This window comes from Brevundimonas vesicularis, assembly GCF_014204545.1.
Lineage (GTDB): Bacteria > Pseudomonadota > Alphaproteobacteria > Caulobacterales > Caulobacteraceae > Brevundimonas > Brevundimonas vesicularis_B.
The window spans coordinates 219,964-245,020 of record NZ_JACHLJ010000003.1 but is presented as its reverse complement, the minus strand read 5'-3'; the positions used below and the strand labels follow the sequence as shown (position 1 = coordinate 245,020).

Annotated in this window: 24 protein-coding genes and 1 pseudogene; 12 read left to right on the top strand and 13 right to left on the bottom strand. The window is 69.0% G+C overall.

Going from position 1 to position 25,057, the window contains the following annotated elements; all coding sequences use genetic code 11:
- Positions 1 to 66 precede the first annotated feature (66 nt).
- From lpdA to lspA, 5 genes are all read right to left on the bottom strand, one after another.
- Positions 67 to 1,467, bottom strand: coding sequence for a dihydrolipoyl dehydrogenase (lpdA, locus tag HNP47_RS13015; protein ID WP_197273300.1), 1,401 nt, complete (start codon positions 1,465 to 1,467; stop codon positions 67 to 69).
- 72 nt (positions 1,468 to 1,539) lie between these two features.
- Positions 1,540 to 2,799 (bottom strand): cytochrome P450, encoded by a 1,260-nt coding sequence (locus HNP47_RS13010; protein ID WP_184279853.1) that lies wholly within the window; start codon positions 2,797 to 2,799, stop codon positions 1,540 to 1,542.
- A 112-nt stretch (positions 2,800 to 2,911) separates the two neighbouring features.
- On the bottom strand, positions 2,912 to 3,316 hold the full coding sequence (locus HNP47_RS13005; RefSeq protein WP_008263014.1) for a helix-turn-helix domain-containing protein: 405 nt from the start codon (positions 3,314 to 3,316) through the stop codon (positions 2,912 to 2,914).
- Between the two features lie 78 nt (positions 3,317 to 3,394).
- Positions 3,395 to 3,742: an MAPEG family protein gene (locus HNP47_RS13000; RefSeq protein ID WP_153923203.1), complete on the bottom strand. Its 348-nt coding sequence runs from the start codon at positions 3,740 to 3,742 to the stop codon at positions 3,395 to 3,397.
- 190 nt (positions 3,743 to 3,932) lie between these two features.
- On the bottom strand, positions 3,933 to 4,457 hold the full coding sequence (gene lspA / locus HNP47_RS12995) for a signal peptidase II (RefSeq protein ID WP_008258720.1): 525 nt from the start codon (positions 4,455 to 4,457) through the stop codon (positions 3,933 to 3,935).
- 204 nt (positions 4,458 to 4,661) lie between these two features.
- Here lspA and HNP47_RS12990 point away from each other — a divergent pair, with 204 nt between their 5' ends.
- Positions 4,662 to 5,144, top strand: coding sequence for a hypothetical protein (locus tag HNP47_RS12990; protein ID WP_146756750.1), 483 nt, complete (start codon positions 4,662 to 4,664; stop codon positions 5,142 to 5,144).
- A 223-nt stretch (positions 5,145 to 5,367) separates the two neighbouring features.
- Here HNP47_RS12990 and HNP47_RS16605 read toward each other — a convergent pair whose 3' ends face one another.
- Complete coding sequence (locus HNP47_RS16605; protein WP_353738804.1) at positions 5,368 to 5,637, bottom strand: hypothetical protein; 270 nt, start codon at positions 5,635 to 5,637, stop codon at positions 5,368 to 5,370.
- Between HNP47_RS16605 and HNP47_RS16430 the strand changes: the two genes are divergently transcribed.
- From HNP47_RS16430 to HNP47_RS12940, 10 genes are all read left to right on the top strand, one after another.
- Positions 5,521 to 5,787 (top strand): hypothetical protein, encoded by a 267-nt coding sequence (locus HNP47_RS16430; RefSeq protein ID WP_353738805.1) that lies wholly within the window; start codon positions 5,521 to 5,523, stop codon positions 5,785 to 5,787. The two genes, HNP47_RS16605 and HNP47_RS16430, sit on opposite strands and share 117 nt — an antisense overlap.
- A 57-nt stretch (positions 5,788 to 5,844) precedes the next feature.
- Positions 5,845 to 7,098 (top strand): TolC family protein, encoded by a 1,254-nt coding sequence (locus HNP47_RS12980; RefSeq protein WP_135194152.1) that lies wholly within the window; start codon positions 5,845 to 5,847, stop codon positions 7,096 to 7,098.
- Entirely contained in the window at positions 7,098 to 8,306 is a 1,209-nt protein-coding gene (locus tag HNP47_RS12975) for an efflux RND transporter periplasmic adaptor subunit (protein WP_112863179.1), read from the top strand. The genes HNP47_RS12980 and HNP47_RS12975 overlap by 1 nt, the downstream gene beginning before the upstream one ends.
- A gap of 11 nt (positions 8,307 to 8,317) precedes the next feature.
- Complete coding sequence (locus HNP47_RS12970) at positions 8,318 to 11,539, top strand: efflux RND transporter permease subunit (protein WP_112863180.1); 3,222 nt, start codon at positions 8,318 to 8,320, stop codon at positions 11,537 to 11,539.
- Positions 11,540 to 11,577: 38 nt separating this feature from the next.
- Entirely contained in the window at positions 11,578 to 12,138 is a 561-nt protein-coding gene (locus tag HNP47_RS12965) for a cation transporter (RefSeq protein ID WP_008261511.1), read from the top strand.
- Positions 12,135 to 12,824, top strand: coding sequence for an isoprenylcysteine carboxylmethyltransferase family protein (locus HNP47_RS12960; RefSeq protein WP_008264189.1), 690 nt, complete (start codon positions 12,135 to 12,137; stop codon positions 12,822 to 12,824). Before HNP47_RS12965 ends, HNP47_RS12960 begins: the two co-directional genes overlap by 4 nt.
- Positions 12,825 to 12,974: 150 nt before the next feature.
- Positions 12,975 to 15,041: a heavy metal translocating P-type ATPase gene (locus tag HNP47_RS12955; RefSeq protein WP_088582519.1), complete on the top strand. Its 2,067-nt coding sequence runs from the start codon at positions 12,975 to 12,977 to the stop codon at positions 15,039 to 15,041.
- Positions 15,038 to 15,481, top strand: a complete 444-nt coding sequence (locus HNP47_RS12950; protein ID WP_088582518.1) for a DUF305 domain-containing protein — start codon at positions 15,038 to 15,040, stop codon at positions 15,479 to 15,481. Before HNP47_RS12955 ends, HNP47_RS12950 begins: the two co-directional genes overlap by 4 nt.
- 3 nt (positions 15,482 to 15,484) lie before the next feature.
- On the top strand, positions 15,485 to 15,907 hold the full coding sequence (locus HNP47_RS12945) for a hypothetical protein (protein ID WP_112863181.1): 423 nt from the start codon (positions 15,485 to 15,487) through the stop codon (positions 15,905 to 15,907).
- Entirely contained in the window at positions 15,908 to 17,113 is a 1,206-nt protein-coding gene (locus tag HNP47_RS12940) for an acyltransferase (RefSeq protein ID WP_105625181.1), read from the top strand.
- Here HNP47_RS12940 and HNP47_RS12935 read toward each other — a convergent pair whose 3' ends face one another.
- Positions 17,114 to 17,752, bottom strand: a complete 639-nt coding sequence (locus HNP47_RS12935; protein ID WP_240612159.1) for a Fur family transcriptional regulator — start codon at positions 17,750 to 17,752, stop codon at positions 17,114 to 17,116. It lies immediately after the preceding gene.
- Positions 17,753 to 17,818: 66 nt separating this feature from the next.
- Between HNP47_RS12935 and HNP47_RS12930 the strand changes: the two genes are divergently transcribed.
- The gene (locus HNP47_RS12930; RefSeq protein ID WP_088582517.1) at positions 17,819 to 19,975 is read left to right on the top strand and encodes a heavy metal translocating P-type ATPase; all 2,157 of its coding nucleotides are present in this window, start codon (positions 17,819 to 17,821) and stop codon (positions 19,973 to 19,975) included.
- A 73-nt stretch (positions 19,976 to 20,048) separates the two neighbouring features.
- Here the strand turns inward: HNP47_RS12930 and HNP47_RS12925 are convergent, their stop codons facing one another.
- The 6 genes and pseudogenes from HNP47_RS12925 to HNP47_RS12900 all read right to left on the bottom strand — a co-directional run bounded on the left by HNP47_RS12925 (position 20,049) and on the right by HNP47_RS12900 (position 25,010).
- Positions 20,049 to 20,369: a hypothetical protein gene (locus tag HNP47_RS12925; RefSeq protein WP_035307574.1), complete on the bottom strand. Its 321-nt coding sequence runs from the start codon at positions 20,367 to 20,369 to the stop codon at positions 20,049 to 20,051.
- A 52-nt stretch (positions 20,370 to 20,421) separates the two neighbouring features.
- Entirely contained in the window at positions 20,422 to 20,889 is a 468-nt protein-coding gene (locus HNP47_RS12920) for a DUF411 domain-containing protein (RefSeq protein WP_035307575.1), read from the bottom strand.
- Positions 20,890 to 21,042: 153 nt separating this feature from the next.
- Positions 21,043 to 23,073 (bottom strand): annotated as a pseudogene (locus tag HNP47_RS12915) (NAD(+) synthase); the annotation flags it as partial.
- A 167-nt stretch (positions 23,074 to 23,240) separates the two neighbouring features.
- Positions 23,241 to 23,912: a class I SAM-dependent methyltransferase gene (locus tag HNP47_RS12910; protein WP_230307678.1), complete on the bottom strand. Its 672-nt coding sequence runs from the start codon at positions 23,910 to 23,912 to the stop codon at positions 23,241 to 23,243.
- A 39-nt stretch (positions 23,913 to 23,951) separates the two neighbouring features.
- Positions 23,952 to 24,656, bottom strand: a complete 705-nt coding sequence (locus HNP47_RS16545; protein ID WP_052004914.1) for an AraC family transcriptional regulator — start codon at positions 24,654 to 24,656, stop codon at positions 23,952 to 23,954.
- Positions 24,657 to 24,692: 36 nt separating this feature from the next.
- Complete coding sequence (locus HNP47_RS12900; RefSeq protein WP_135194148.1) at positions 24,693 to 25,010, bottom strand: hypothetical protein; 318 nt, start codon at positions 25,008 to 25,010, stop codon at positions 24,693 to 24,695.
- Positions 25,011 to 25,057 lie beyond the last annotated feature (47 nt).

Below are 25,057 nucleotides of genomic sequence, written 5' to 3'. Positions count from 1 at the left end.
CTCTACGCCCGCCGGGACGCCTCGGCGCCGCGCGGCCAGCCCGGGCAGCCACGCGACGGGCGGTCGTTACAGGTGGATCGTGCGGTCGGCCACAGCCAGGCATGCCTCGCGCAAGGCTTCCGGAAGCGTCGGATGCGCATGGCTCGTCCGCGCCACGTCTTCGGCCGCCGCGCCGAATTGCATGACGGCGACCGCTTCATGGATCAGGCTGCCCGCGTCCGGCCCCAGGATGTGCACGCCGAGAATCCTGTCCGTGCCGGCGTCCGCCAACACCTTGACCAGCCCGTTCTTCTCCAACCGCGCCTTGGCCATGGCGTTTGCCGAGAACGGAAAGCGCCCGACGCGATAGGCCACGCCGGCCGCCTTGAGGTCGTCCTCGGTGCGCCCGACTGAGGCCAGTTCCGGCCAGGTGTAGACGACGGCCGGGATCGTTCCGTAGTCGACATGGCCCGCGGCGCCGGCAAGGCGCTCGGCAAGGGCGATCCCTTCTTCCTCCGCCTTGTGGGCCAGCATGGCGCCGCCAATGACATCGCCGATGGCGTAGACCCCTTCGGCGCTGGTTCGAAAGCCGTCGTCGACCGGAATATAGCCCCTTGGGTCCGGCTTGATGCCGACCGTCTCCAGATCGAGTCCGTCGGTGGCGGGACGTCGGCCAATGGACACGAGCACGACATCGGCCTTGATGGTTCCTCGCGCGCCGTCTCCCATGGGCTCGACCTCAAGGACGACGTCGTCCGCCTCCATTCGCGATCCGACCACCTTGTGCGCCAGGCAGAATTGGAAGCCCTGGGCCTCGAGCACCTTGTGCAGCGCCGTCGACATCTCTGAATCAACGCCGGAGGCGATCCGGTCGAGCACCTCGACGACGGTGACCTCGCTGCCGAGACGGCGCCAGACGGAGCCCAGCTCCAGTCCGACATAGCCGCCGCCGATCACCGCCAGATGGCGCGGCGCCGCCGTCAGGCTGAGGGCGCCCGCCGAGGTGACGATCCGCTGCTCGTCGATGGGCAGGTCCGGCAACGTCGCCGCTTTCGATCCGCTGGCGAGCACGATCGCCTTGCGGACCTGCACCTCGAAGCTGCCGTCCGGGGCGCTCACTTCCACACGGTCGCGCGACAGCAGCCGGCCGCGGCCCTGCAGGCGGGTGACCTTGTTCTTGCGCAGGAGGTAGGCGACCCCTTCACCAAGCTCCGTCACGACCCTGGCCTTGTGCCGCATGACGCCTGCAAGGTCGGCCCGCACATTGTCGACCAGGACGCCGAAAGCCTCGAGATTGCGGGCCATCTCCAGCCGCTCTGTGGCCTGCAGCAGCGCCTTTGACGGAATGCACCCGATGTTCAGGCAGGTTCCACCGAGGAGTTCCCGGTCGTCGATAACCGCCACCGACATGCCGAGCTGGCTCGCCCGGATGGCGCAGGGGTACCCGCCCGGCCCGCCGCCGATTATCACCAGGTCATAGGATGTCATCGAAGCCATCGCGTCAGCCTTCGCTGTAAGTGAAAGAGGGACGAAGGCGCCGGCCACCCGCATGAGCAAACATCAGGCGCCGCCCTCACGCGGGGAAGTCCGACGCGTCATCATTCGGAACCCGCTCCTGGGGAGGGCCGGAAGGCGGCGGAAGTCGATCTCCAGATCCTGAGCCGGCAGCCGGTAGTTCAGGCCGGCGAGCAAGCCGAGGGCCCGCTCCATCAATTCGACGACGATGCTTTCGCCGGGACAACGGTGACCGGTCAGGGCGTTCCCGCCGCCTTGGGGAATCAGGCCGAACGCGTCCCCGGAGCCGTCGATGAAACGCTCTGGCCGGAATTCGTCGGGATCGGTCCAGACGGCAGGATCGTGATTGGAGCCATAGAGATCGAGGATCACCTGCCGACCCACCGGGAAGTCAAGGTTGCGCCAGCGAAACGGCGCGCGCACACGCCCGATCACCGCCGGGAAAAACGGATAAAGGCGTCGCACCTCCTGAACGAAGGCGCGGCGGCGGCCGGCGTCCGCGGTGGCCAGACGGGCCGCCGCGGGGTGCGCCTGCATCGCGTGCGCCACAAACACGATATAGACCGAGGTCGCCACGGTCGGCCTCAGCACATTGGCCAGTTCGACCGCCGCCGTCCGGGCCGCCAACGGTTCGCCATCATCCGCGCTCGCCCAGGCCCAGGCGTAGGCGGCGGTGTCTGGATCCGGCGCCAGTCGTCCGGCGCGAATGCCCTCGATGATCGAGGCCAGCCAGGCGTCGACGCGTCGCCGCGCGTACCTCGACCACAGGTGGCGAGGCCCCCGCGATCCTGCCGCGTCAAACAGCGCCCTGAGGTGACTGACCCGTTTCGCTTCGTCGTCGGGATTCAGCGGCACCCCCGCCCAGCGGCAGACGGCGCGGGTGAGCACCGGCTGCAGGGCGTCGTACAGCACGATCTCTTCCTGGCCAGCCCATTCGACGGCCGCGCGCCGCCACTCCGCTTCGAACAGTTCGCCCAGTCGCGCGACACGGGCTGGCGACATCAGGGACATGAACACGCCCTTGCGGGCGCGGTGGGCCTCGCCGTCCAGCCCCTGGACGCCGCCCTCGCCGAGCAGCGTGCGGCGGACCGGCGCCGGCATGGCGCCCGCCCGCACGATGCGGGTCTCGTCATAGAAGATCCGCGCCGCCTCGCGGCCTCTCAGACAGGTCGTCTCCTTCAGCGCCAGGCGGGTCTCGACGACGTCGGCGCCGGCCTGCTCGAACAGGTGGGAAAGGCGCCGATAAGGGTCTGTCAGCAGGGCCAGGGTCTGGTCGCCGTGTCGCGAGGTCGGCCGATGCGTCATCGAAATCCTCCAGAAGGACGGGCGGTCCGCGACGGGAGCCGCCAATCGCCTCCAAACGTCGCGGTGGGCTAATGGCTCCGGGGTCTTTGCGCCTTCCGGATCTTCCACAGGGTCAAAGCGGCGCGGATGGATCGTGCAACGCCTCGATCACCTTGCAGGCGGAGACCCGGCCCCCGGCGCATTCCGTCGTCATCCGCGACAGTTCGCGCTGGAGGGCGCGGAGCCGGGCGATCTTCTGTTTCACATCGGCGAGATGACGTTCGGCCAGGGTGCTGGCCTCGGCGCAGGGCCGATCGGGGTGATCCGACAGATCAAGCAAGGAGCGGATCGAATCCAGATCGAAGCCCAGCTGGCGGGCATGCCGGATGAATGACAGGCGGCGCTCCGCCGCGTCGTCATACATGCGCCGGTCGCTGGCGGTGCGCGGCGGCGGCGGAAGCAAGCCGATTTCTTCATAGAAGCGGATGGTCGGAACCTTGACGCCCGTGGCGGCGGCCAGTTTGCCGATGGGGCGCAACCCGGACGAGGCGGGAGAGGGGAGGGGCATCGCGTCAGCTCGTAACGGCGGGTGAAAGGCATCTGGGGCGGGGAGGGATCATCGGCCCAGCCCCATCAGGACGACGGCGATGCCGAAGGCGGCAATCGTGGAGGCGCCGGTGAGCGCCATGCCGAAGGCCGGGGCCGCCGCGCCCTGCGCGTAACCCAGGGCGAAGAAACCCCGACCAACCAGATAAAGAGGGACCAACACCGGCAGCAGGATCATCTCCTCGCCGCGCAGCACGGTGGCGAGCACCAGGTGGGCGCTCACCGCCAGAACGGTCTGTTCAAGCGAGTTCTGTAGCACGGCGGCGGGTAGGGCGAGCCTGGCGCCGGGCGCCGCATCGGCGGACCCGGCCGGTCGGCGTCGGACCGGAACCGGATGCTGGCCACCACCCTCAAACACCCCGCGAGCCACAGGAAGACCGGGAGATTCGCCTGCAGGGCATAGGCCAGCCTATCGGCCGTCGCCATGTCGCGCGCCGCGCCGAGAAGGGGCGGGGAAAGCCGCAGCCAGGCGGAGGCCGCCGCTGAGGCGGTGATGAGAATCGCCGGCGCCGAGCGGACGGCGATCGCCCTCTGTTCGGCGGGAAGCCTCATCGCGCCGCCCGTCCCAGGGTCGAGGACGCCGCGCGGCTGTCCGAGCCCCGGACGGTGAGGAGGAGCAGCGCGACGCCGCAGACAATGGCCGCATCGGCGAGGTTGAAGGTCGGCCAGTGCGCCGCCCCCCAATGAAGATCGATAAAATCGGTGACCGCGCCAAAGCGTAGCCGGTCGACGAGGTTCCCGATCGCTCCACCGGCGATGAGGCCTGCGGCGGCCGCCGTCACGGCGCTGCGCGTGCGCCAGATCCACGCCAGCAGGGCGCCGATGATCAGGGAGGCCACGGCGCTCAGCGCCCAGCGGCCGACGGCGCCTGAGCCGGCGAACAGGCCGAAGGTGACGCCGGGGTTGAACCCGAGACGCAGCGCGAGAAACGGCGTGAGGTTGATCGGAGCGTCCAGCTGAGCGCGCGCCGCGGCCTTGGCGGCCTGATCCACGACGGCGATCAGCGCCGCGAGCGCGAAGGCGATCGTCTGCAGGCGGCCGGGAACGCGTCGCGTCGGGTGCATGGTGATCATGAAGCCTCCAATGGATTTCAACTGATTTTGGGCCCTCTAGTTACTAGAGGATCAAGCTGGTTTTATCTGACAGGCGTTTCTTTCATGGAAGCCATGCATTCTCGGCATGATCGTCTAGCCATTGGGAGATGCATGCTTCTCGCGAAAGGGTAATCCGATGACTGAACCCCCTCTCGTCCTGTGCACTTCCTCGCCCGGCTGCAGTTGCGGCGTGGCCTCCAGGTTCGACAGCGCCACCCCGCCTACCGGCGCATCATGATCGCGGTGATCGCCGTCAACTGCGCCGCCTTTATGGCCATAGCCAGCGGCGTGTCCCTGCAAGGCTCGGCGCCCCCTGGGCGCCAATGTGCTCAACTTCCTGGCCGACGCGCCACCTACGGCATCAGCCTGGCCGTGATCGGACGTTCGGTCGCCGTGCAGTCCGGGGCGGCCAATGGCCAAGGCGCCAGCCTCGTTGCGTTGGTGCTGTTATTCCTCAGCTACGCGATCTCGCGAGCCACCTCCGGGGCGCCGTCCCGTGGCATCACCGGACTGGGCCCTCTGGGCTTCTTCGCCAACGCCCTGGCCGGCTTACTGCTGGTAAGCCACTGCGCAGGCGACGCCAACGTCCGCTCGCTCTGGCTATGCGCGCGCAACGACCTTACCCAGAGCCTGGCGTCGCGGCGACCGGCGGAGCGGTCTGGCTGACCGGTTCACGATGGCCCGACCTGATAGCGGGAGCGCTACTCAGGTGAAGATTGCGCATTCTGCAATCTCGATCCACCTGCAGACGCAGCGAAAGAATCGGACGCGATCAGCGTGCGCTCGCTTAAAGATCGCTCGACGTTGCTGAATAGGTCGAGATGGCCGACGACGCGCCACTCTCGGCCTTGCATGTCGACTTTCCCTCTCCCTCACCGCGGATTGGTGGTCACTCGAAACAGTCGCAGCCCCCGAACACTGTAACAGATTGCTTGATCGCCCGAATGAAAGTATCCACCACGCGATGGCGTGGCCAATTGCGACATGGGCAAGACTGATACTGGCGGTGACCCTGGTCTCCGCCGTGTTTTTCGTCGCCCCGATCGCTGACGCCGCGACCTGCGCCCCAGAGACGACCTCGGCTCACGCCATTGTCGCTCAGGATGCAGGCGATAGCGACCAGGGCGACCTTGGCGGTGGGCACGGAGTCTGCACCCACGGCCACTGCCACCACAACGGAACCGCCCGTGCGGATGTCGCCGACGACATCGCGATGCAAATCCACGCAAGGCCGGTTCACGCCTTCCCCTCGAGTGATTTTCCGTCGTCGATCTCGCCCGACGGCCTGAAGCGTCCGCCCAGAGTCTGACACGACGTCTGCGCCGCCGTGCGCGCGATCTCGTGTCAAATTTCTGGAAGATGAATCATGCCTCCCTCACATCGCAGGCCGCCGCGTTTCGCGGTCGGCTGCGCGCTGGCCGCATTTGCGGCCGTGCTGGCCAGTCCCGCTTGGGCTGACCCCGCTCCGTCGTTCGCCGAGCTGCTCGCCCAGCTCGATCAAACCCCGGCCACCCTTGAAGCCGGCGCCCTGTCCGACGCCGCTGAAGCGCGTGTCCGCCAGGCCCGTGTCAGGCCTAATCCGACGATCGCTCTCGACGCCGAAAACGCGTTCGGCACGGGGCCCTTCTCAGGCTACGCCAACGCAGAAACCACCTTGTCGATCAGTCAGGACCTTGAGCTCTGGGGACGCCGAACCGCGCGGGTGAATGTCGCCCGCGCGGAAGCCGGAACCGCGGCGCTGCAACGGGACCTCGCCATCATCGACGCCGCCGGACGACTCGCACAGGTCTATGCCGATGCGGAAGCCGCTCAACGGCGGGCCGTGCTCGCCGAGGAAAGCCTTACCTTGACCATCGCCGATGCGAGGGCCGCCCTCGTTCTTGTCGAAGAAGGCCGTGAGCCACTGCTGCGCGGCATCCAGGGTGAAAGCGAAGCGGCTGCGGCGCGTGCCTCGCGCGATGAGGCCGTCGCGGAGCGCGACGCGGCCTTCGCGCGACTGACCGCAGTCGCCATGCTGGCGGCTCCGGTGACGACCATCGACGCCAGCCTGCTGGACCTCGCGCCTGCCGCCACCTTCGCGGCCCCGGCGGATGCGCCGACCGTTCGCGTCGCCGAGGCTCACCGCGCGGCCGCCGAACGCCGGATCGACGTGGAGCGAATCCGCTCGCGCCCGGACATCAACGCCAGCGTCGGTGTCCGTCGATACGAGATGGAGGACGCGACGGCGTTGACTTTCGGCGTCAGCATGCCGCTGCCCCTGTTCGACCGCAACCGCGGGAACATAGACGCGGCGCAGGCCGACTTCCGGGCTGCGGACGCGCGGCTTCTTGGAGCCCGTCAGGAAGCCCAGGCCGATCGCGCCGCGGCGCGGGCGCGGCTTGCCGCCTCCGTCAGCCGGGTCTCCGCCGCCGATGCAGGGGTGGCGTCCGCTGAGGAAGCCTACCGTCTGTCGCGGATTGGAACCGAAGCCGGGAGGATCTCCCAGCTCGAACTGCGGGTCACACGCACCGCCCTGATCTCAGCTCGGACTTCGGCCGTCGATGCACGCCTTGCACGTGTCCAGGCCGAGATTGAACTCGCGCGCCAGGACGGCCGCGCCCCCTTCCAAGGAGCCCAATGATGCGCAAGCGCACATCCAACAAGACGTTGCTGATCGGCGGCGCCGCCGCCGTCGTTCTGCTTGGCGGAGGCGGGCTGTTCCTGCTCACGCGCGGGCCGGACGCCGCTCCAGCCGCCGCCGAGGGTGAGGCGGGTCACGCTGAAGAAGAGGGCGCTCATGCCGAGGGCGAAGCCGGCCACGAAGGCGAGGCCGAAGCGCCGGAAGGCTTCGTCGCTCTGAGCGCGGCCCAGGCCCAGGCCGCCAACCTGATCGTGGTCGGCGTCGGTCGGGGAGGGGGCGCCGAAACCCGGCTCTCCGGGCGGGTCGAGCCCATGGTCGACGCGCGCGCCGCTGTGGCGGCGTCCGTCGGCGGGCGGGTCGAGCGGGTTCTCGTAGCTCCGGGCCAGTCGGTCCGGATCGGTCAGCCCCTGGCGAGCGTCGTCAGCGGTGAAGCGGCGACGTTCCGCGCGGACGCAGACGCGGCGGCCGCCGAAACTGAAGTGGCGCGCCAGGCTTATCAACGCAACCGCAATCTGGCGGACCAGGGCGTTGTCGCCCGACAGGAGGTCGAGGCGTCCCGCGCGCAACTGCTCAGCGCCGAAGCCGGCGCCCGCGCGGCTCGCGCGCGGTCCAGCGCGGCGGGCTCGCCCAACGCTTCGGGCCGCCTCAGCGTCACCAGCCCCATCACCGGAGTCGTGACCAGCGTCCAGGTCGGACCGGGCGGCTTCGTCGCCCCTGGCGGCGTTGTCGCCGAGGTCACCAACCCGGCCAGGGTTGAGCTCGTCTTCAACGCGCCGCCTGCTTTGGCCGCCAATGTAAGGGCCGGGGCGCCTCTGCGGGTCAGCAACCCCAGCGGCGACTTCGACGCCATCGTCACCGGCGTTGCCGCAGGCGCGGGCGGCGAAAGCGGCGCCACGGTCATTCGGGCCCGGCCGACGGGCTCTGTCCTCCCGCCGGCCGGTTCCGCCGTCACGGGGGCGATCGTGACGGGCGAGACGACCGGCGGTCTCACCGTGCCGACCGAGTCCGTCCAGACCGTCGACGGCAACACCGTCGTCTTCGTTCAGGTCCCGAACGGCTTCCAGGCCCGTCCGGTGCTCGCCGGTCGTCAGGCCGGGGGGCGGACTGAAATCCTGCGTGGCCTCACCGGGGCTGAACGGGTCGCCGGCACGAACGCCTTCCTCCTCAAAGCCGAGCTCGCCAAGGGCGAGGCCGAGCACGGTCACTAGGGGCGCACCGCATGTTCAAATTCATCATCGAACTCTCGGTCAAATTCCGATGGTTCGTGGTTCTCGCCACGGCGCTTGTCGCGGCCTACGGACTCCTCGAGCTGACACGGCTTCCCATCGACGCCGTGCCGGATATCACCAATCGCCAGGTCCAGGTGACCACGGTCGCTCCGGCGCTCGCGCCTGAACAGATCGAACGACAGGTCACCTACCCGATTGAAACCGCCATGGCCGGCATTCCCGGCCTGACCACGACCCGATCCCTCAGCCGAAACGGCTTCAGCCAGGTCACGGTCATCTTTACCGACCAGACCGACATCTATTTCGCGCGCCAGCAGGTCGCCGAACGGCTCGCGGGCGCCCGGGAGGCCATGCCTGACGGGGTGGAGCCGACCATGGCCCCGATCACCACGGGCCTCGGTGAAGTGCTGATGTGGACGATCGACTACAAGCCATTCAACAGTCAGAACCTCGCCAAGCCTGGCGAGCCGGGCTGGCAGGCGGGCGGAGCCTATCTGACGCCCGAAGGCGATCTGCTTTCGACCCCGCAGCAGCGCGCCACCTATCTGCGCACCGTGCAGGACTGGATCGTCGCGCCGCAAATGCGGACCGCCCCCGGTCTCGCCGGCGTCGACACCGTCGGCGGCTATGTGAAGGAGTATGCGGTCCGTCCGGACGCGGCGCGCCTTTCCGCCTACGGCCTGGGCATGGGCGACCTTATCCAGGCCCTCGATCGCGCCAACACTCAGGCCGGCGCAGGCTATATCCAGCGCGCTGGCGAAGCTCTGACGGTCCGCACCGACGCCTTGGCCTCCACCGTGGAAGATCTGGCTCAGGCGCCGGTCGTCAACCGGAACGGCCTGATCGTGCGGGTCGCCGATGTCGCCACGGTCGAGATCGGCCAGGCTCCGCGCCTGGGCGGCGCCAGCCGTGACGGCCACGAGGCCGTGCTCGGAACGGCGCTGATGATCGCGGGCGGCAACAGCCGCACCGTGGCCCAGGCGGCCGGGGAGCGACTCGATGAGGTTCGCAAGACTCTGCCCGCAGGGATCGAGGCGGTGACGGTCCTTGACCGTAGCGCCCTGGTCAACTCGACCATCTCGACCGTGGCCCGCAACCTCACCGAGGGCGCCCTTCTGGTCATCGTCGTGCTGTTCCTGCTGCTCGGAAACATTCGTGCGGCCAGCATCACGGCCTTGATGATCCCGATCAGCTTCCTGTTCGCCGTCATCGGCATGAATAGGTTTGGCATCAGTGGAAACCTGATGAGCTTGGGCGCGCTGGACTTCGGCCTTCTGGTCGATGGGGCGGTCATCGTCGTTGAAAGCACCTTGTTGATGCTGTCGCAGCGGCGGATCGATCTGGGACGGGCTCTGACCCGTCGGGAACGCCTTGATGTCGCCGTGGCCGCAGCTCGCAAGATGGTCAAGCCAGCCGCCTTCGGTCAGCTGATTATCCTGCTCGTCTTCACCCCCTTGCTGATGCTCGAGGGCGTCGAGGGCAAGACGTTCGTCCCCATGGGCGCAACGGTCATGCTGGCGCTCGTCGGCGCCTTCATCTTCTCCTTCACCTTCGTTCCGGCCATGACGGCCCTGCTGGTGCGGGACCCCAAGAAGGTCGAGACCGACGAACACGGCCAAGCCCACGAACATGAGACCTTCCTGCTCCGCCACGCGCGGCGTTGGATCCAGCCGGCCATCCGCGCCGCCGTCGATCGTCCTAAGATCGTGCTGATCTCGGCACTCGGCGCGGTTGTTGTCGGTGGTCTGGCCTTCTCGTCCCTGGGACGGGAGTTCATCCCCACTCTGGACGAGGGCGACATCGCCATGCAGGCGCTGCGTGTTCCCTCGGCGTCGCTGGAACAGTCCCTCGCCATGCAGATGGCGTTGGAACGGGTCATCACCGCCCAGCCGGAAGTCGAGACCATGTTCTCCAGGACCGGCACCGCCGAGGCTGCCGTCGACCCGATGCCGCCCAACATTTCGGACAGCGTCATCGTTCTGAAGGACCGCAAGGACTGGCCGGATTCAGGTCTCGAGAAGGAAGCCTTGCTCGAGCGGTTCGAAGAGCTCGCCAACCAACAGATCGGGAATAATTTCGAGTTCAGCCAACCCATCGAGCTCCGCTTCAACGAACTCATTTCCGGGGTCCGGACCGACCTCGCGGTCATGGTCTACGGCGATGACTTCGACACCATGCAGCGGGTCGCTGATGAGGTGGCCGGCGTACTGCGGCAGACCACCGGCTCCGCCGACGTTCGCGTCGAACAAGCGTCGGGCTTGCCGACGCTCACGGTCAGCGTCGATCGGTTCGCGGCGGCCAGCTACGGCCTGTCCGCAGCCGACGTTTCTGAAGCGGTCTCGGCCGCCATCGGCGGCGCGGAGGCCGGCCGGATTTTCGAGGGCGACCGTCGCTTCGACGTCGTCGTCCGTCTTCCGGACGATGCGCGCAACGATCCGGCGGCGCTCGCGGCCCTGCCGATCGTCTCTTCGACAGGCGTAACCGTGCCGCTGTCTTCGGTAGCCCGTATCCAAAGCGCCGAGGGGCCGAACCAGATCAGCCGCAACGACGGTAGCCGACGGATGGTGGTCCAGGCCAACGTTCGCGGCCGGGATCTGGGCGGCTTCGTCACCGACGCACAAACCAAGGTGGACCAAATCCAGCTCCCGCCGGGCGTCCGCCTGACCTGGGGCGGTCAGTTCGAGAACCTCAAACGGGCCGAACAACGGCTGGGCCTGGTTATTCCGATCGTCTTCGTCCTGATCGGTGTGCTGCTGTTTATGGCTCTGGGGTCGTTCTCCGAGGCTGGGCTGGTCTTCGCCTGCGTGCCCTTGGCCTTGATCGGCGGCGCCTTGGCGCTTCTCATGCGAGGGATGCCGTTCTCGGTGTCTGCGGCCGTTGGCTTCATCGCCGTCTCGGGTGTGGCGACCCTGAACGGACTTGTTTTGATGCAGGCCATTCGCGAGCGATTGCAGGCGGGGCTCGCGCCCCGGGACGCGGCGATCGAAGGGGCGTCCAGCCGATTGCGTGCGGTGTTGACGACAGCCTTGGTCGCCATTGTCGGCTTCATCCCGATGGCGCTCGCCCACGGCGCGGGGGCCGAGGTTCAGAAGCCTCTGGCGACGGTCGTCATCGGCGGCCTTCTGACCGCGACGGCCCTGACCCTGCTGGTCCTGCCGACCTTCGCGGCCAAGGCGGTGCGTCATCGCAAGGACGAGGGGGTTGAGGATTGATTGCTCGCACTCAGGATGACCGTCAGCAGCGACGCACGTTGCTGACGGTTCTCGCGCTCAACGCGGGCCTGGCATTAGCGCTCGGGATCGGCGGCTTGTCCGCCGATTCCAGCGCTCTGCTGGCCAATGCAGTGGACAACGCCTCGGACGCTGCTGTCTATCTGATCAGCTTTCTCGCGATCGGTCGGCCTGGTTCGTGGAAGCGGGGGGCGGCGCGCCTCTCGGGCGTCATGCTCCTTATCTTCGGCGCTGGCGTCCTTCTGGACGCGGGTCGTCGATTCCTCATCGGGACCGAACCGATCGGCCCGACCATGATGGGACTCTCGGTCGTCGCAGCGATCATCAACCTGATCTGCCTGCAGTTGATCCGCCGTCAGCACAGCGGCGACGTCAACATGAAGGCTGCCGAGACGTTCAGCTTTAACGACTTCGCCTCCAACGGGGGAATCCTCGTCGCCGGGGCCCTGGTGCTCTGGCTCGGCCAGGCGTGGCCGGACCTCGTCGTCGGCGTCCTCGTGGCCGCCATCGCGTTGAAGGGCGGCGTGGATATCCTGCGCGATGCGGCTAAGGATCGTCCGGCTGAGGGGGAGGGGCAATGATGCCGCTCGAGCCCTCCGACAGCGTCTCCAAGCCCGCAAGCCCCGCTTTGTCCGGCTCCTCGCCCCCTGATGACGCCTGTCGATCAGCGGTCGATATCCAATCCGTTCAACGATGGCGCAAGGCGGGCATTCTCGTCGGGGGCCTGCTTCTTGTCGTCTGCGCGGCGCTCGTCACATCCTGGCCCTTGCTCGAACATCCTGTCGAGCATCTGGGCCTGATCGCCATCATGGTTTGCATCATCGGTCGGGCTTGGTGTTCCCTTTACATCGGTGGCCGCAAGAAACAGGAGATCATATCCGCAGGACCGTATTCGGTCAGCCGCAATCCGCTGTACGTCTTCAGCTTCATCGGCGCGTTTGGCATCGGCGCCCAGTCCGGCAGCCTTAGCGTCGGTTTGGTCTTCGGATTAGCCTGCTGGGTGGTGTTTCGCATCGTGGTCGGCCGCGAAGAACGCTTCCTCTCCGACGCCTTTGGACACGACTACCAAGCTTACCGTGAGCGCACCCCTCGGTTCCTGCCCAAGCTCTCCCTATGGCGCGACGAGGCGGAAATCATGATCCGGCCGGTATTCTTCGTCCGCACGGTGCGCGACGGCTTCGTCTTTCTCCTAGCGCTTCCGCTTTTCGAAGCGATTGAGCAGCTCCAGCGGCTCGGGGGCTTTAATGCCGTCGTGCCCGTGCCCTGAGGTCGGGAGAACCGGGATGACCACCTGCGAGCGGATCGCGCTGGAACCCGCTGGCCCGGCGCGCCTTCGCCCGTGTCGCTATCCCGCCCCCTCGATCGCGGCGGTCGCCGCAAGCAGCCGCGATTCCCAACCCGCAACGGGACCCTATTTATGACCAGCACAACACTGCCGGACCATCTCCACACCAAGTCCGAGGAGCACGATCACGGTGGCGTTCTAGGCTCCAATACGGAGCTGATCTTCGCCCTGACAAGTGGCCTTGCTCTGGGCCTTGGATTCGCCCTCGAGAAACTCGCAACGGGCCTTCCCGCTTGGATTCCCCTCGCCCTCTTCCTGATCGCCTACATCTTCGGCGGCTTTTTTACGGTGCGAGAAGCGTTCGAGAACCTCCGCCAGAAGCGCTTCGAGATCGATACCTTGATGCTCGTCGCAGCCGCAGGTGCGGCGGCGCTCGGGGCCTGGGCCGAAGGCGCTCTCCTGCTGTTTCTGTTCAGCATCGGCCACGCGCTCGAACACTACGCCATGGGCCGCGCCAAACGCGCGATCGAGGCCCTGGCCGAGCTTGCCCCCCGGACAGCCCATGTGCGACGCGACGGGCAGGTCGTCGAATTGCCTGTCGAAGATTTGGTCGTCGGCGACACCGTGGTGGTGCGTCCAAACGAACGACTGCCCGCTGATGGCTTTGTCGTGGTCGGCACCACAAGCATCAACCAAGCCCCCGTGACCGGCGAAAGCATGCCTGTCGACAAGCAGCCCGTCGCGGATCCCGAGGCGGCGCGGGCGAGACCGGCCCAGGTCGGATCGCCGTCTCTCGTCTTCGCGGGCACCATCAATGGCTCAGGCGCCATCGAGATTGAGACGACCCGCACATCGAGCGACACCACCCTGGCCAAGGTGGTTCGGATGGTGAGTGAGGCCGAGACGCAGAAGTCGCCGACCCAGCGCTTCACGGACAGGTTCGAACGCATCTTCGTGCCTGTGGTGCTGGCGCTCGCCTTTGTCCTGCTGTTCGCCTGGGTCGTCGTCGATGAGCCGTTCCGCGACAGCTTCTATCGCGCCATGGCCGTGCTGGTCGCCGCGAGTCCTTGCGCGCTCGCCATCGCCACCCCGAGCGCCGTCCTCTCGGGCGTCGCCCGTGCGGCGCGCGCCGGTGTCCTGATCAAGGGCGGCGCGCCGTTGGAGAACCTCGGCTCGCTCAACGCCATCGCCTTCGACAAGACCGGCACCCTGACCGAGGGACGGCCGCGGATCACCGACGTCATGACGGTGCGCGGGACGAAGGAGGGCGATCTTCTGGCGGTCGCTGTGGCGGTCGAACGGCTCAGCGACCACCCGTTGGCGGAGGCCATCGCGCGCGACGGTGGCGCACGCTTGCGCGATACGATCATCCCGGCCGCGATCGACCTCAAGAGCCTGACGGGCAAGGGCGTGACCGCCCAGCTGCACGGCGAGACGATCTGGATAGGGAAGCCGGAGATGTTCGGCGTCGACGGCGTAGCGCCGCTCGGCGACGAAACAACCTCTGTCGTCGCTCAGTTGCGACTGCAGGGGCGAACCCTGATGGTGGTGCGACGCGGCACGCGCGATCTCGGTGTCATTGGGCTTCTTGATACGCCTCGCCCAGCAGCGCGGCCGACGCTGACCGCTCTTCGCGCCCTCGGCATCGGGCGAATGATCATGATCTCGGGCGATCACCAGAAGGCCGCACAGGCGATCGCCGGACAGGTCGGCCTGACAGAGGCTTGGGGCGACCTCATGCCCGAGGACAAGGTCGACGCCATCAAACGCCTTCGCGCTGACGGCAAGATTGCCATGGTCGGCGACGGGGTGAACGACGCCCCGGCCATGGCCACGGCGACCGTCGGTATCGCGATGGGCGCGGCTGGCTCCGATGTTGCGCTTGAGACCGCCGACGTCGCCTTGATGTCCGACGACCTGTCGCAGCTGCCCTTCACCGTCGGTCTCAGCCGACAGACGCGGCGCATCATTCTCCAGAATCTCTACGTCAGTCTCGGAATCGTCGCCTTCCTTGTGCCGGCGACGATCCTCGGCCTTGGCATCGGCCCTGCCGTGGCGCTCCACGAGGGGTCGACCCTGCTGGTGGTGTTCAACGCTCTGCGCCTGCTCGGCTACCGCGACCGAACGGCGCCCATCCTTCCCAGTGCAATCCCGGCCGCCCCCGTGGCCCCGCCGGCTCTCTCGAGGACATCGTCATGAAGCGTTTCGGATGGATTTCCGTCATCGCCGTCTTTCTCGCCCTGTCGGTCTTCGCCTTCGGGATGATCTCGCGGCAAACCCGCGAGGTCCCTGCGGCGCCGTCGGCGGCTGACTCTCGCCCGAGCGACACCGAGGCAAGCCACGCTGGCGAGACCACGGACAGCCCATCGACTCGCGCCTATCGCGAGGCCAGCGCGAAGATGCACCAGGCCATGAGCATCAACTACACGGGCGACGCCGACATCGACTTCCTGCGCGGAATGATCGCCCACCACGAGGGTGCGCTCGCAATGGCCAAGGTCGCCGTCGAGCATGGCGAAGCCCGCGACGTGCGTAATCTGGCCGATGAGATCATTGCGGCCCAGGAATCCGAAATTGTCCGGATGAGAATCCTTCTTGCGCGCCATGAGGACACGCCCGCGCCCAACGCAAGGCCCTGACGCATGGCCGGCAAACGCTTCACCGTGCGCGGCCGGAGCATTCGTTGGCGGGAAGGCCGCTATCGCCAACGAGGTAGGCGGCGGCTCCAGGCGCGCCCGCTGAAGCCACGGCCCGTGCTCGATACGCTCGTCGCCATCGGGGTCAGCCTGTTCGCAGGAGGCCTGGTCTTCTGCATGGCCCTTCTGCTGCTGGGCGCACACAAGGTGCCGCTGCATTTTGGTTACGGGGCCATTCTGGGCGGCGTGATCGGCTGCTCGTTTGTGTTTGGACCCCGCGATAGGCCCGGACTGATGGTCGTCGGAGGCTTGGTCGTCGTTTGGGTTTTGGGAACGGCCGTCCTCTACGCTTCGCGAGACCAGATCGTCCTGCGTCCACATGAGCACCGCAGCGCCGCCGCCAAGTCTGCGCCACGGAAGGCTGACTGAATGCCCGAAGCCGCGCTGACCGAGCCATCGCCTCGCCCCGTCCGGATCGCGCGCGGCGGCTGGCTGGACGCGCTGCGTTTTATCGTAGGGGCGCTGATCATCCTCTACCATTTCCGCGAGGCCGCGCCTGTGCCTCTCGGACAATTGCATCCAGTCTTCGAGCGCGGCTATCTGCTCACCGACTTCTTCATCATCGACTCCGGCTATGTCCTGGCCCGCATCTACGGTGATCGCCTCGCGTCCGGACAGGCCTCGCTGCGCGCCTATGCGCGCCAGCGCCTGCTGCGGGTCATTCCGGCCCACCTGGCGGTCAGCCTCGTCCTGGTGCTGCTCGTCGGCGGCGCCGCCCTGGCCGGGATCGCGCCCAGCAATCCGCGCTGGTTCGACTGGTCGCAACTGCCCGCGCAGGTGCTACTGGTCCAGGCCTATGGCGTGCCGGGCGGGCAGGGGTGGAACGCCCCGACCTGGACCCTCTCGGCCCTGATCGGCTGCTATCTCCTGCTGCCCTGGATCTGCCGCGCCCTGTGGCGCTGGCCGCCGGTCGCAATGGTGATCGGCGCGACGCTCCTCGTCGTCGCCGCCGATATCGCCGCCTCGCTGTGGCTCGGCGATCCGATCTACCGCCTGCCGATGCGCTACGGCATCCTGCGCGCCCTGCCGCTCTTCCTGCTCGGAGTCGCGGCGGCCTTCTACGGTTCGCGGGTCTGTGTCGCGCCGCACCGGGCCAGGGCGATCGGCCTCGCCGCCGCCTTCGCGCTCGTGGGGCTGCAGGCCTTCGGCGCCTTCAGCCTGGTGTCGCTCGGCCTGATGACCGTGATCATCTGGGCCGCCGGCGCCGTGCCGGTGCGCAGTCCTTCACGGCTGATCGAGCATCTGGCCCTAATGTCGTTCTCGATGTTCCTCACGAATGAGGTGAGCCGCATCGTCTGGTTCGGCCTGCTCGACGCCCTTGGACAGGAGGCGTGGTCGTCCGGCGTTCGCTGGGTCCTGTGGGCGATCGGCTTGGTCGGGGCGTTCGTGGCCGCCGCCGTGTTTCGCTACGGCTTCGACCGACCGGTCCAGACCTGGCTTAGTCCGTCCCGACGGGGGGGGGCGACCCGAATGTCGGCCGCCGCCACCGAACGGGCCATGGAACTGGCCGCGGGCCCCGGCGTCGCCGCGGCCGGGCGCCCGGGCCAGGCCGTCATCGACCCGCCGCGGGCTTGATCAGGGGCGCGGCTCAATGCTTGCGGGCCCGGACCCCGCGGCCGCCTCCGGCTCCGTCTGGAGGACCGGATCCCGGGCGGCGCCGGGGCGCGGCGGGCGGCAAGCCGAACACAGACCCTGGCCTTCGAGCGTGATCCGTTCGATCTCGTAGCCCGCCGCTGTCGCGGCCGCGTTCAGCGCAGCCAGGTCGGGCGCGGGAACCTCGCGACAGGAGCCGCAGCAGTCGCACAGCAGGTAAAGGGCCGGCGCGCCGGGCCGCTCGGGATCGCAGGCCACGTAGGATTTGAGGGTGGAAAGACGATGAACCAGTCCTCGGGTCTCGAGGAACTGCAGCGCCCGATAGACCGTCGCAGGCTTCGCGACGCGGGCCTCCCGGTGATACGTCGCCACGAGATCATAGGCCTTGGCCGGAGAGCCCGCGATAAGCAGGAGCTCCAGCACCCTGCGCCGGGGGCGCGTCAGCCTGTCCCCAGCGGCGGCCACGCGGGCGGCGGCTGCGCCCAAAGCGCGTTCCACCTGTGCCGCCGTCGGCGGCGCGGTCTCCCGGTCGTGCGGACAAGGCGAGGTCATCAACGGGCTGGGCCCGGCCTCCAGGTTCAGCGGACGGCGCCCTTCACTCCAACCGAACGGCGCGCTCATTTTTAGCTTGCATCTACAGTCGCTGGAGGAGGTAGCCTTGCCCTGTAGAGATCACAAGGAACAGACATGACGGCGCAAACCCTCGAAAGCCGATACCGGGTGACCGGGATGGATTGCGCCAGCTGCGGCCGCAAGATCGACACGGCGATCCGCAGGCTGCCGGGCGTCGAGGACGTGTCGGTGGCGGTGCAGACCGGCGTGCTGAAGATCAGGCATGACGGAGACCTCGCTGACGAAGCGGTCCTGCAGCAACTGCGCAACCTGGGCTACAGCGGGGAAGCGGCCTCGCCGACGTCCGGATCCGTTGCGGCGCCGGCCGGCCCGCCTCCGGCGGCCGCCGGGGCCGGGGGCGCCCCGTGGTGGTGGACCGGGAAGGCGCGCCTCACCGCGCTCTGCGGCCTGGCGCTGCTGTCCGCCTATGGACTGGGCACGCTGTTCCCCTCCCTCGAACGATACGCCTTCCTCGCCGCCCTGGCCGTGGGGTTGATTCCGATCGCGTCGCGCGCCTTTTCGGCGGCGCGCCACGGCACGCCCTTCTCCATCGAAATGCTGATGACCATCGCCGCCGTCGGCGCCGTCTTCATCGGGGCCGCGGAAGAGGCCGCCGCCGTCGTCCTGCTGTTCCTCGTCGGCGAAATGCTGGAAGGGGTGGCGGCCGGACGCGCGCGCAAGAGCATCCAGGGGCTCGCCGCCCTCGTGCCCAAGACCGCCTTCGTCGAGGTGGACGGCGTGACCACGGAAGTCGCCGCCGAGACCGTGGCGGTGGGCGCGGTCATCCTGGTCCGGCCCGGAGACCGCGTTCCCGCGGATGGCGAGATCATCGAGGGCGCGGGAGACCTCGACGAGGCCCCGGTGACGGGCGAGAGCGTGCCCAAACGCAAGGTCGTGGGCGATCCTGTGTTCGCCGGCACGATCAACGGCGGCAGCGTCCTGCGGGTGCGCGTGACGGCCTCGGCCTCGGACAACACCATCGCCCGGGTGGTGCGTCTCGTCGAGGAGGCGCAGGAATCGAAATCTCCGACCGAACGGTTCATCGACCGCTTCTCGAAAATCTACACGCCGGGCGTGCTCGTGTTCGCCGCCCTCGTCGCGGTCACGCCGCCGCTGCTGTTCGGCGGAACGTGGAGCGAATGGATCTACAAGGGCCTCGCCGTGCTGCTGATCGGCTGCCCCTGCGCCCTGGTCATATCCACGCCGGCCGCCATCGCCGCCGGCCTGTCGGCGGGCGCCCGGCGCGGCCTGCTAATGAAGGGCGGGGCCGTGCTGGAAACGCTCGGCAAGATCACCGCGATCGCCTTCGACAAGACGGGGACCTTGACCGCCGGCAAGCCCGTCGTCACCGACGTCGTCGCCGGGACGCGGGACGCCTCCGCCCTGCTGACCCTGGCGGCCGCGCTGGAGACGGGATCAAGCCATCCGCTGGCCCTCGCCATCCTGGCCCGAGCCGAGGCGGATGAGATCACGGCGCCGCCGGCGTCGGCCACCCAGGCCATTGCGGGGGAGGGCGTCGAAGGCGAGGTCGGCGGCGAACGCATATTCCTCGGCTCGCCGCAGGCCGCGGCCCGGCGCGCGCCGATCTCGCCAGCCCAGGACGCAGCCATCGCCGCCCTCAACGCCGAGGGCAAGACGGTGTCCGTCCTTGTCGCCGCAGGCGGGGTGGCCGGGTTCCTCGCCATGCGTGACGAGGCGCGGCCCGATGCGGTCCAGGGTCTGGCCGACCTGAAGGCGCGGGGCATCCGCACCGTCATGCTGACGGGCGACAATCGCCGCACGGCGGAGGCGGTCGCCGCCGGGCTGGGCATCGAGCCCCGGGCCGAACTGCTGCCGCAGGACAAGCTGGTGATCGTCAAGGCGCTCCAGGCCGAAGGTCTGGTGGTCGCCAAGGTCGGGGACGGCATCAACGACGCCCCGGCCCTGGCCCAGGCGGATGTCGGCATCGCCATGGGCGGCGGCACCGACGTGGCCCTGGAGACCGCGGACGCCGCCGTCCTGCGCGGCCGGGTCAGGGACATTCCCGACATGATCGCCCTGTCCCGCGGGGTGATGGGCAATATCCGGCAAAACATAACCATCGCCTTGGGATTGAAGGCCGTCTTCCTGGTCACCACCGTGATCGGAGTGACGGGCCTGTGGCCCGCCATCCTCGCCGACACCGGAGCCACGGTCCTGGTCACGGCCAACGCCATGCGCCTGCTGCGCTGGACGCCGCGTCGACAGGCCTGACGGGAGAGAGCCGGGCTCGAAGGGCCGCGCCGGGAGGGATCCGGGTCAGCCCCTGGCCAGCGAAGGTCAGGGATTATCCGGCGCCGCGCAACCCTGCCTCCGCTCGCGGATTGCATCCCGACACGGCAAGCGACGCCGGAGCGGAGCGCAGGGTGTCATGGGCGAACAGACTGGCGATCAACCGGATGTCGATGGCGAGCGCCCCGACACCGCGAGGACCCGCGGCGAGACTGATCCGGACGCTCCCGCGACGCCGCCGAAGCTCCATATGACGGGCAGGGGTCTCAGCCCGGCCGAGTATCGCGCCCAGCACGGCGGTCACCCGCATCAGGCTGACTTTTCGCGAGGCGCCGATGGCGGCGACGACCCGGCGGAAGCGGCTGGGGCGGGCCAACCCGACAGGCCGTGAACCGGTCGCCTGACGCCCTCCGGCCGCGGGTCGGCGGTCAGGTGCCGTTGTGTCGGCCGAACACGCGGGTCGAGCCGTCGTTGAGGATCAGCACCGTCGTATAGGGTTCGCGGCCGGCGGCCTCCATGCCCGGCGAGCCCGCCGGCATGCCGGGCGCGCTCAAGGCCCTGGCGGCGGGGCGTTCGCTGAGCAGCCGATCGACATCGCCGGCGGGGACGTGGCCTTCGATGGCGTAGGCGCCGACCACCGCCGTGTGACACGAGGCCAGCCGGTCCGGAACGCCGTGCTGCGCCCGGATCGGAGCCAGATCCTCGCGCTCGACGACCTCGACGGTCCAGCCGGCCTGGCGCATGTGCGCGATCCAGCCGCCGCAGCAGCCGCACCAGGGCGTCTTGTAGGCGGTCATCCGCTTCGGCGGCGCGGCGAGGGCCGGGCCGGCGAAGGCGAGGGCCGGCAGCGCCGTCAGAAGGGCGCGTCGGGAGGGGGAGGGCGAAGAGGCGGGCATGACGGCATCCTGGCGAGCGAGGCGACGATCCTAGCCGGATCGCCGGGCGTTGACGACGCTGACGATGTCGCGGGCCGCCGTCAGGCCTGGCGCCCCCAGGACGCGAGCAGACCGCCCTGGCCCGAAAACCGGCGGGGCGTCGTGCGGGGCGAACTATGGGACATTGCGCTTCAGGTCGTCCAGCCAGACCCGGGCGCTCGCGTCCGAGGGCGCCCGCCAGTCGCCGCGCGGCGAAAGGTTGCCGCCCGAAATCACCTTGGGGCCGTTCGGCATGGCGGAGCGCTTGAACTGGCTGAGGGCGAAAAACCGGGTGACAAACACCTCCAGCCATTGCTTGATCGTCGGCAGATCATAGGCGGCGCGCGAGGCGGCCGGGAAGTGGGCCGGCCACGCCCCCGCCTCGAGATCCCGCCAAGCGTGCCAGGCCAGGAAGGCGACCTTGGAGGGACGCAGGCCGTAGCGCGTCAGGTAGAACAGGTTGAAATCCTGCAGTTCGTAGGGCCCGATCCTGGACTGCGTGCTCTGAAGCGCGTCCGCGGCGGCCTGCGGCACCAGCTCGGGCGAGATCTCCGTGCCCAGCACGCCAAGCAAGGTCGCCGAGGCCGCCTCGTCCAACTGCCCGGTGGCCGCGACCCAGCGGATCAGGTGCTGGATGAGGGTCTTGGGGACCGAGCCGTTGACGTTGTAGTGGCTCATGTGATCGCCGACGCCGTAGGTCTGCCAGCCCAGCGCCGACTCGGACAGGTTGCCTGTGCCGAGCACCAGGCCCTCGCGCTGGTTGGCGAGCCGGAACAGGAAGTCGCTCCTCAGCCCGGCCTGGACGTTTTCGAAGGTGACGTCGTAGACCGGTTCGCCGCGGGCGAACGGGTGGCCGATCGCCTCCAGCATCGTCCGCGCCGCGGGCCGGATGTCGATCTCTTCGCCCGTCACCCCGAGGCTTCGCATCAGGGCCCAGGCGTTGCGCTTGGTGCCCTCGCTGGTGGCGAAGCCGGGCATGGTGAAGCCCAGGATGTCCGTGCGCGGACGGCCCAGGGCGTCGAAGGCCTTCGCCGCGACCATCAGGGCGTGGGTGGAGTCGAGGCCGCCGGAGACGCCGACCACGACGCGCCTGACGCCCGCCGCGTCGAGGCGCTTGGCGAGGCCCTGCACCTGGATGTTGAAGGCTTCATAGCAATCCTGGTCCAGCCGGGCCGGATCGTCCGGCACGAACGGAAACCGGTCGTGCGGCCGCAGCAGCCCGATATCGACGTGCTCCGCCGCATGCTCGAAGGCGATCCGCCGGAAAGCGTGCTCGGGGTGGCCGGCGGCGGCGGCGGCGTTGTTGAAGGTGGGCGTCCGCAGCCGCTCGAGGCGCATGCGTTCGACGTCCACGTCCGCCACGGCCATCTGGGCGACGTCCGGGAAGCGGCGGGTCGCGGCCAGCAGACGGCCGAGCTCGTGGATGGTCGCCTGCCCGTCCCAGGCCAGGTCGGTGGTGCTCTCGCCGGGCCCGGCCGCGGCGTAGAGGTAGGCGGCCTGGCATCGCATCGACTGCGAGGCGCAGAGCAGCGCGCGCTCGTCGGCCTTGCCGACCACGATGTTGGACGCCGACAGGTTGCAGAGCAGGGTGGCTCCCGCCAGCGCCGCCAGGGTCGAGGGCGGGGTGGCGGCCCAGAAGTCCTCGCAGAGCTCCATGTGGAAGACGAAGTCCGGGACGTCGCTGGCCTCGATGATCAGGTCGGTCCCGAACGGCGCCCTCTGCCCGGCGACGGCGATGTCCAGGCCGCGCACGCCGGCGCCGGGGGCGAACCAGCGGTTCTCGTAATACTCCCGATAGTTCGGAAGGAAGCTCTTGGGCACGACCCCCAGGACGCGGCCCCGGGCGAGGGCGACGGCGCAATTGTAGAGCCGTCCGTTGCGGACGAGGGGCGCTCCCACCACCAGCACCGGCTGCAGGTCCCGGCTCGCCTGCACGAGCTCGGCGAGCGCGGCGTTCACCGCCTGAAGGAGGGCGTCCTGGAGCAGGAGGTCGTCGATCGCATAGGCGGACAGGCCCAGCTCCGGAAACAGCATGAGGTCGGCGCCGCGGGCGTGTCCCTCCCGCGCCAGTTTCAGGGTCTCGAGGAGGTTGGCCGCCGGATCGGCCACGGCGATGCGCGGCGTGCAAACCGCCACACGCACGAACCCCTGCGCCCGGTTGGAATAGAGTTCATGCGCTCGGCCTCCTTTGGCGTCGACCGGTACAGGAGCGGCCCGGCGCCCGGCAAGTTGCGCCCTCCGTCGCGCGCCGCGGCCGCCCGAGCTCGGGCCCGCCGTCATCGCGGGCAGGCGGAGCTCGCTGTCGAGGGCGTCGCGGCGCCCCCGACGGCGGCCTACGGCCGCACGGCCGCGTAGAGGGAGATCGACCCGGTCGGGGTGGGAATCCGCCGCGTCTCGCTCACGGCCTCGAAGCCGGCTTCGCGCATGAGGTCCGGGAGCACGCCGAGCGCATTGGGCTCGGTGTGCTCGAAGCCGTCCAGCATCTGAACCTGCCGGAAGAGCAGGCGCATCAAGGGATTCGCCTGGCGGCCGGCGTCGGCCATATGCAGCCGGCCGCCGGGTCGAAGCGCGCCCAGGCAGGCGGCGAGGATCGCCCGCTTCACGGGCATCGGGCATTGATGCAGCACCAGGCTCGAGACCACCTTGTCCGCGGCCGCGCCCGGCAGGATCGCGGTCAGCGCGTCCCCGTAGCCGGCTCGCCATTCCACGTGGACCCCGGCCCGGCGAGCCTTGTCGCGCGCGATCTCCAGCACCGCCTTGTCGGGATCGACGCCGATGAGGCGCGATCCCGGCGACGCCGTCTTGAGCTGGATCGCGAAGGTCCCGGTGCCGCAGCCGACGTCGAGGATTGTCTCGCCAGGCTGCGGATCGGCTTCCGACAGCAGGGCGCACCGCCAGCGACGCTCCCGGGTCATGACGGCCAGCACCCTGTCGTAGGCGCCGGTGAGCTCGTGGCGACCGAGCGCGGGGACGAAGTCTCTGTCCTGGTTCATGGCGACGAGCATCGCCTGGATTCGGGCTCGCCGCTTGAACGAAGCGGCTGCTCAGCCGGAGGGGACCAGGCGCCGCGGCTGCACCCCGAACATCGCCTTCATCGTCCGCGCGAGGTGCGCGCCGTCGGAGAAGCCGGCCTCATGGGCGGCGGTGGTCACGTCGACCCCGCCCGCCAGCAGTGTCGCCGCAAGCTGCAGCCGCCGCCAGAGGACGAACCGCTTGAACGACAAGCCTTGCGCTTCGGCGAAGACGTGACGGAACCGGTCGGCCGACAAACCCGCGCGGCCCGCAGCCGCATCGAGCCGCACGGGGCCTTCCGAGAGCGCGGCGTCGATGAACGTCAGGACGCCGGCCATCCAGGACACCGCGGGCGCGGCCGGCTCGCCTCCGGCTCCGCCCGCCTGGTCCGACCAGAACCGCCGACGGCCCTCGGCCGCCAGCACGTGGGCGCTGGACGCGCGGACGAGCACGGCCCGAAGCGCCGCGCGCGCCTCCACGCCCAGACTTCCCGGCTCGAAAAACAGGATCTCGGCCTGCGCCGCGGCGCCGAGCCGATGGCCCACGAGCGGATCGACGAGAAACGCCGTGGCGCGAAGGACGCGGCCGCCCGCAGTCTCGACGGCGATCGGCCGGTCGGCGAACACCGCCTGCGCCGCGAGGTGCCGGTGAAGCGCGTTGTCGCCGACCGCGCCGCGCCACCGCGCCCAGCCCGGGCCGATCTGCAGACCCCCGCGCCAGGCGCCGTCAGGGCTCACCGGCGCGCCACAGGCGGGAAACGACGCCGGATGGGGTCAGTCACGGTCCCGGCCCCCGGATCGGCCGCGGCGATCTCGCTCGTCGCGGCGGTCGGATCGCGCGGGCTCGTCGGCGTCGTCCTCGAGGCGCTCTTCCCGCGCCCCGGACGCCACGCCGGCGGGACCGATTCGCCAGCTCACGACGGCGACCACCAGGAGCACCAGCAGCAGGGCGGCGGCCACCGAGCCCCGGCGGGACCGCCCAAGAAGATCCGACGCGGGCGCCCGTCGTTGAGGAGTCAGATCGATGGACCTCAGCAGGCACGACAGGCGTGCCTCGCCCGACCTTGAGGGCATTCCGTTCATGTCGCTCATGTCACCCACCTCCTTCAAGATCGAACTCGGGTACTCCAAGGCGAGTT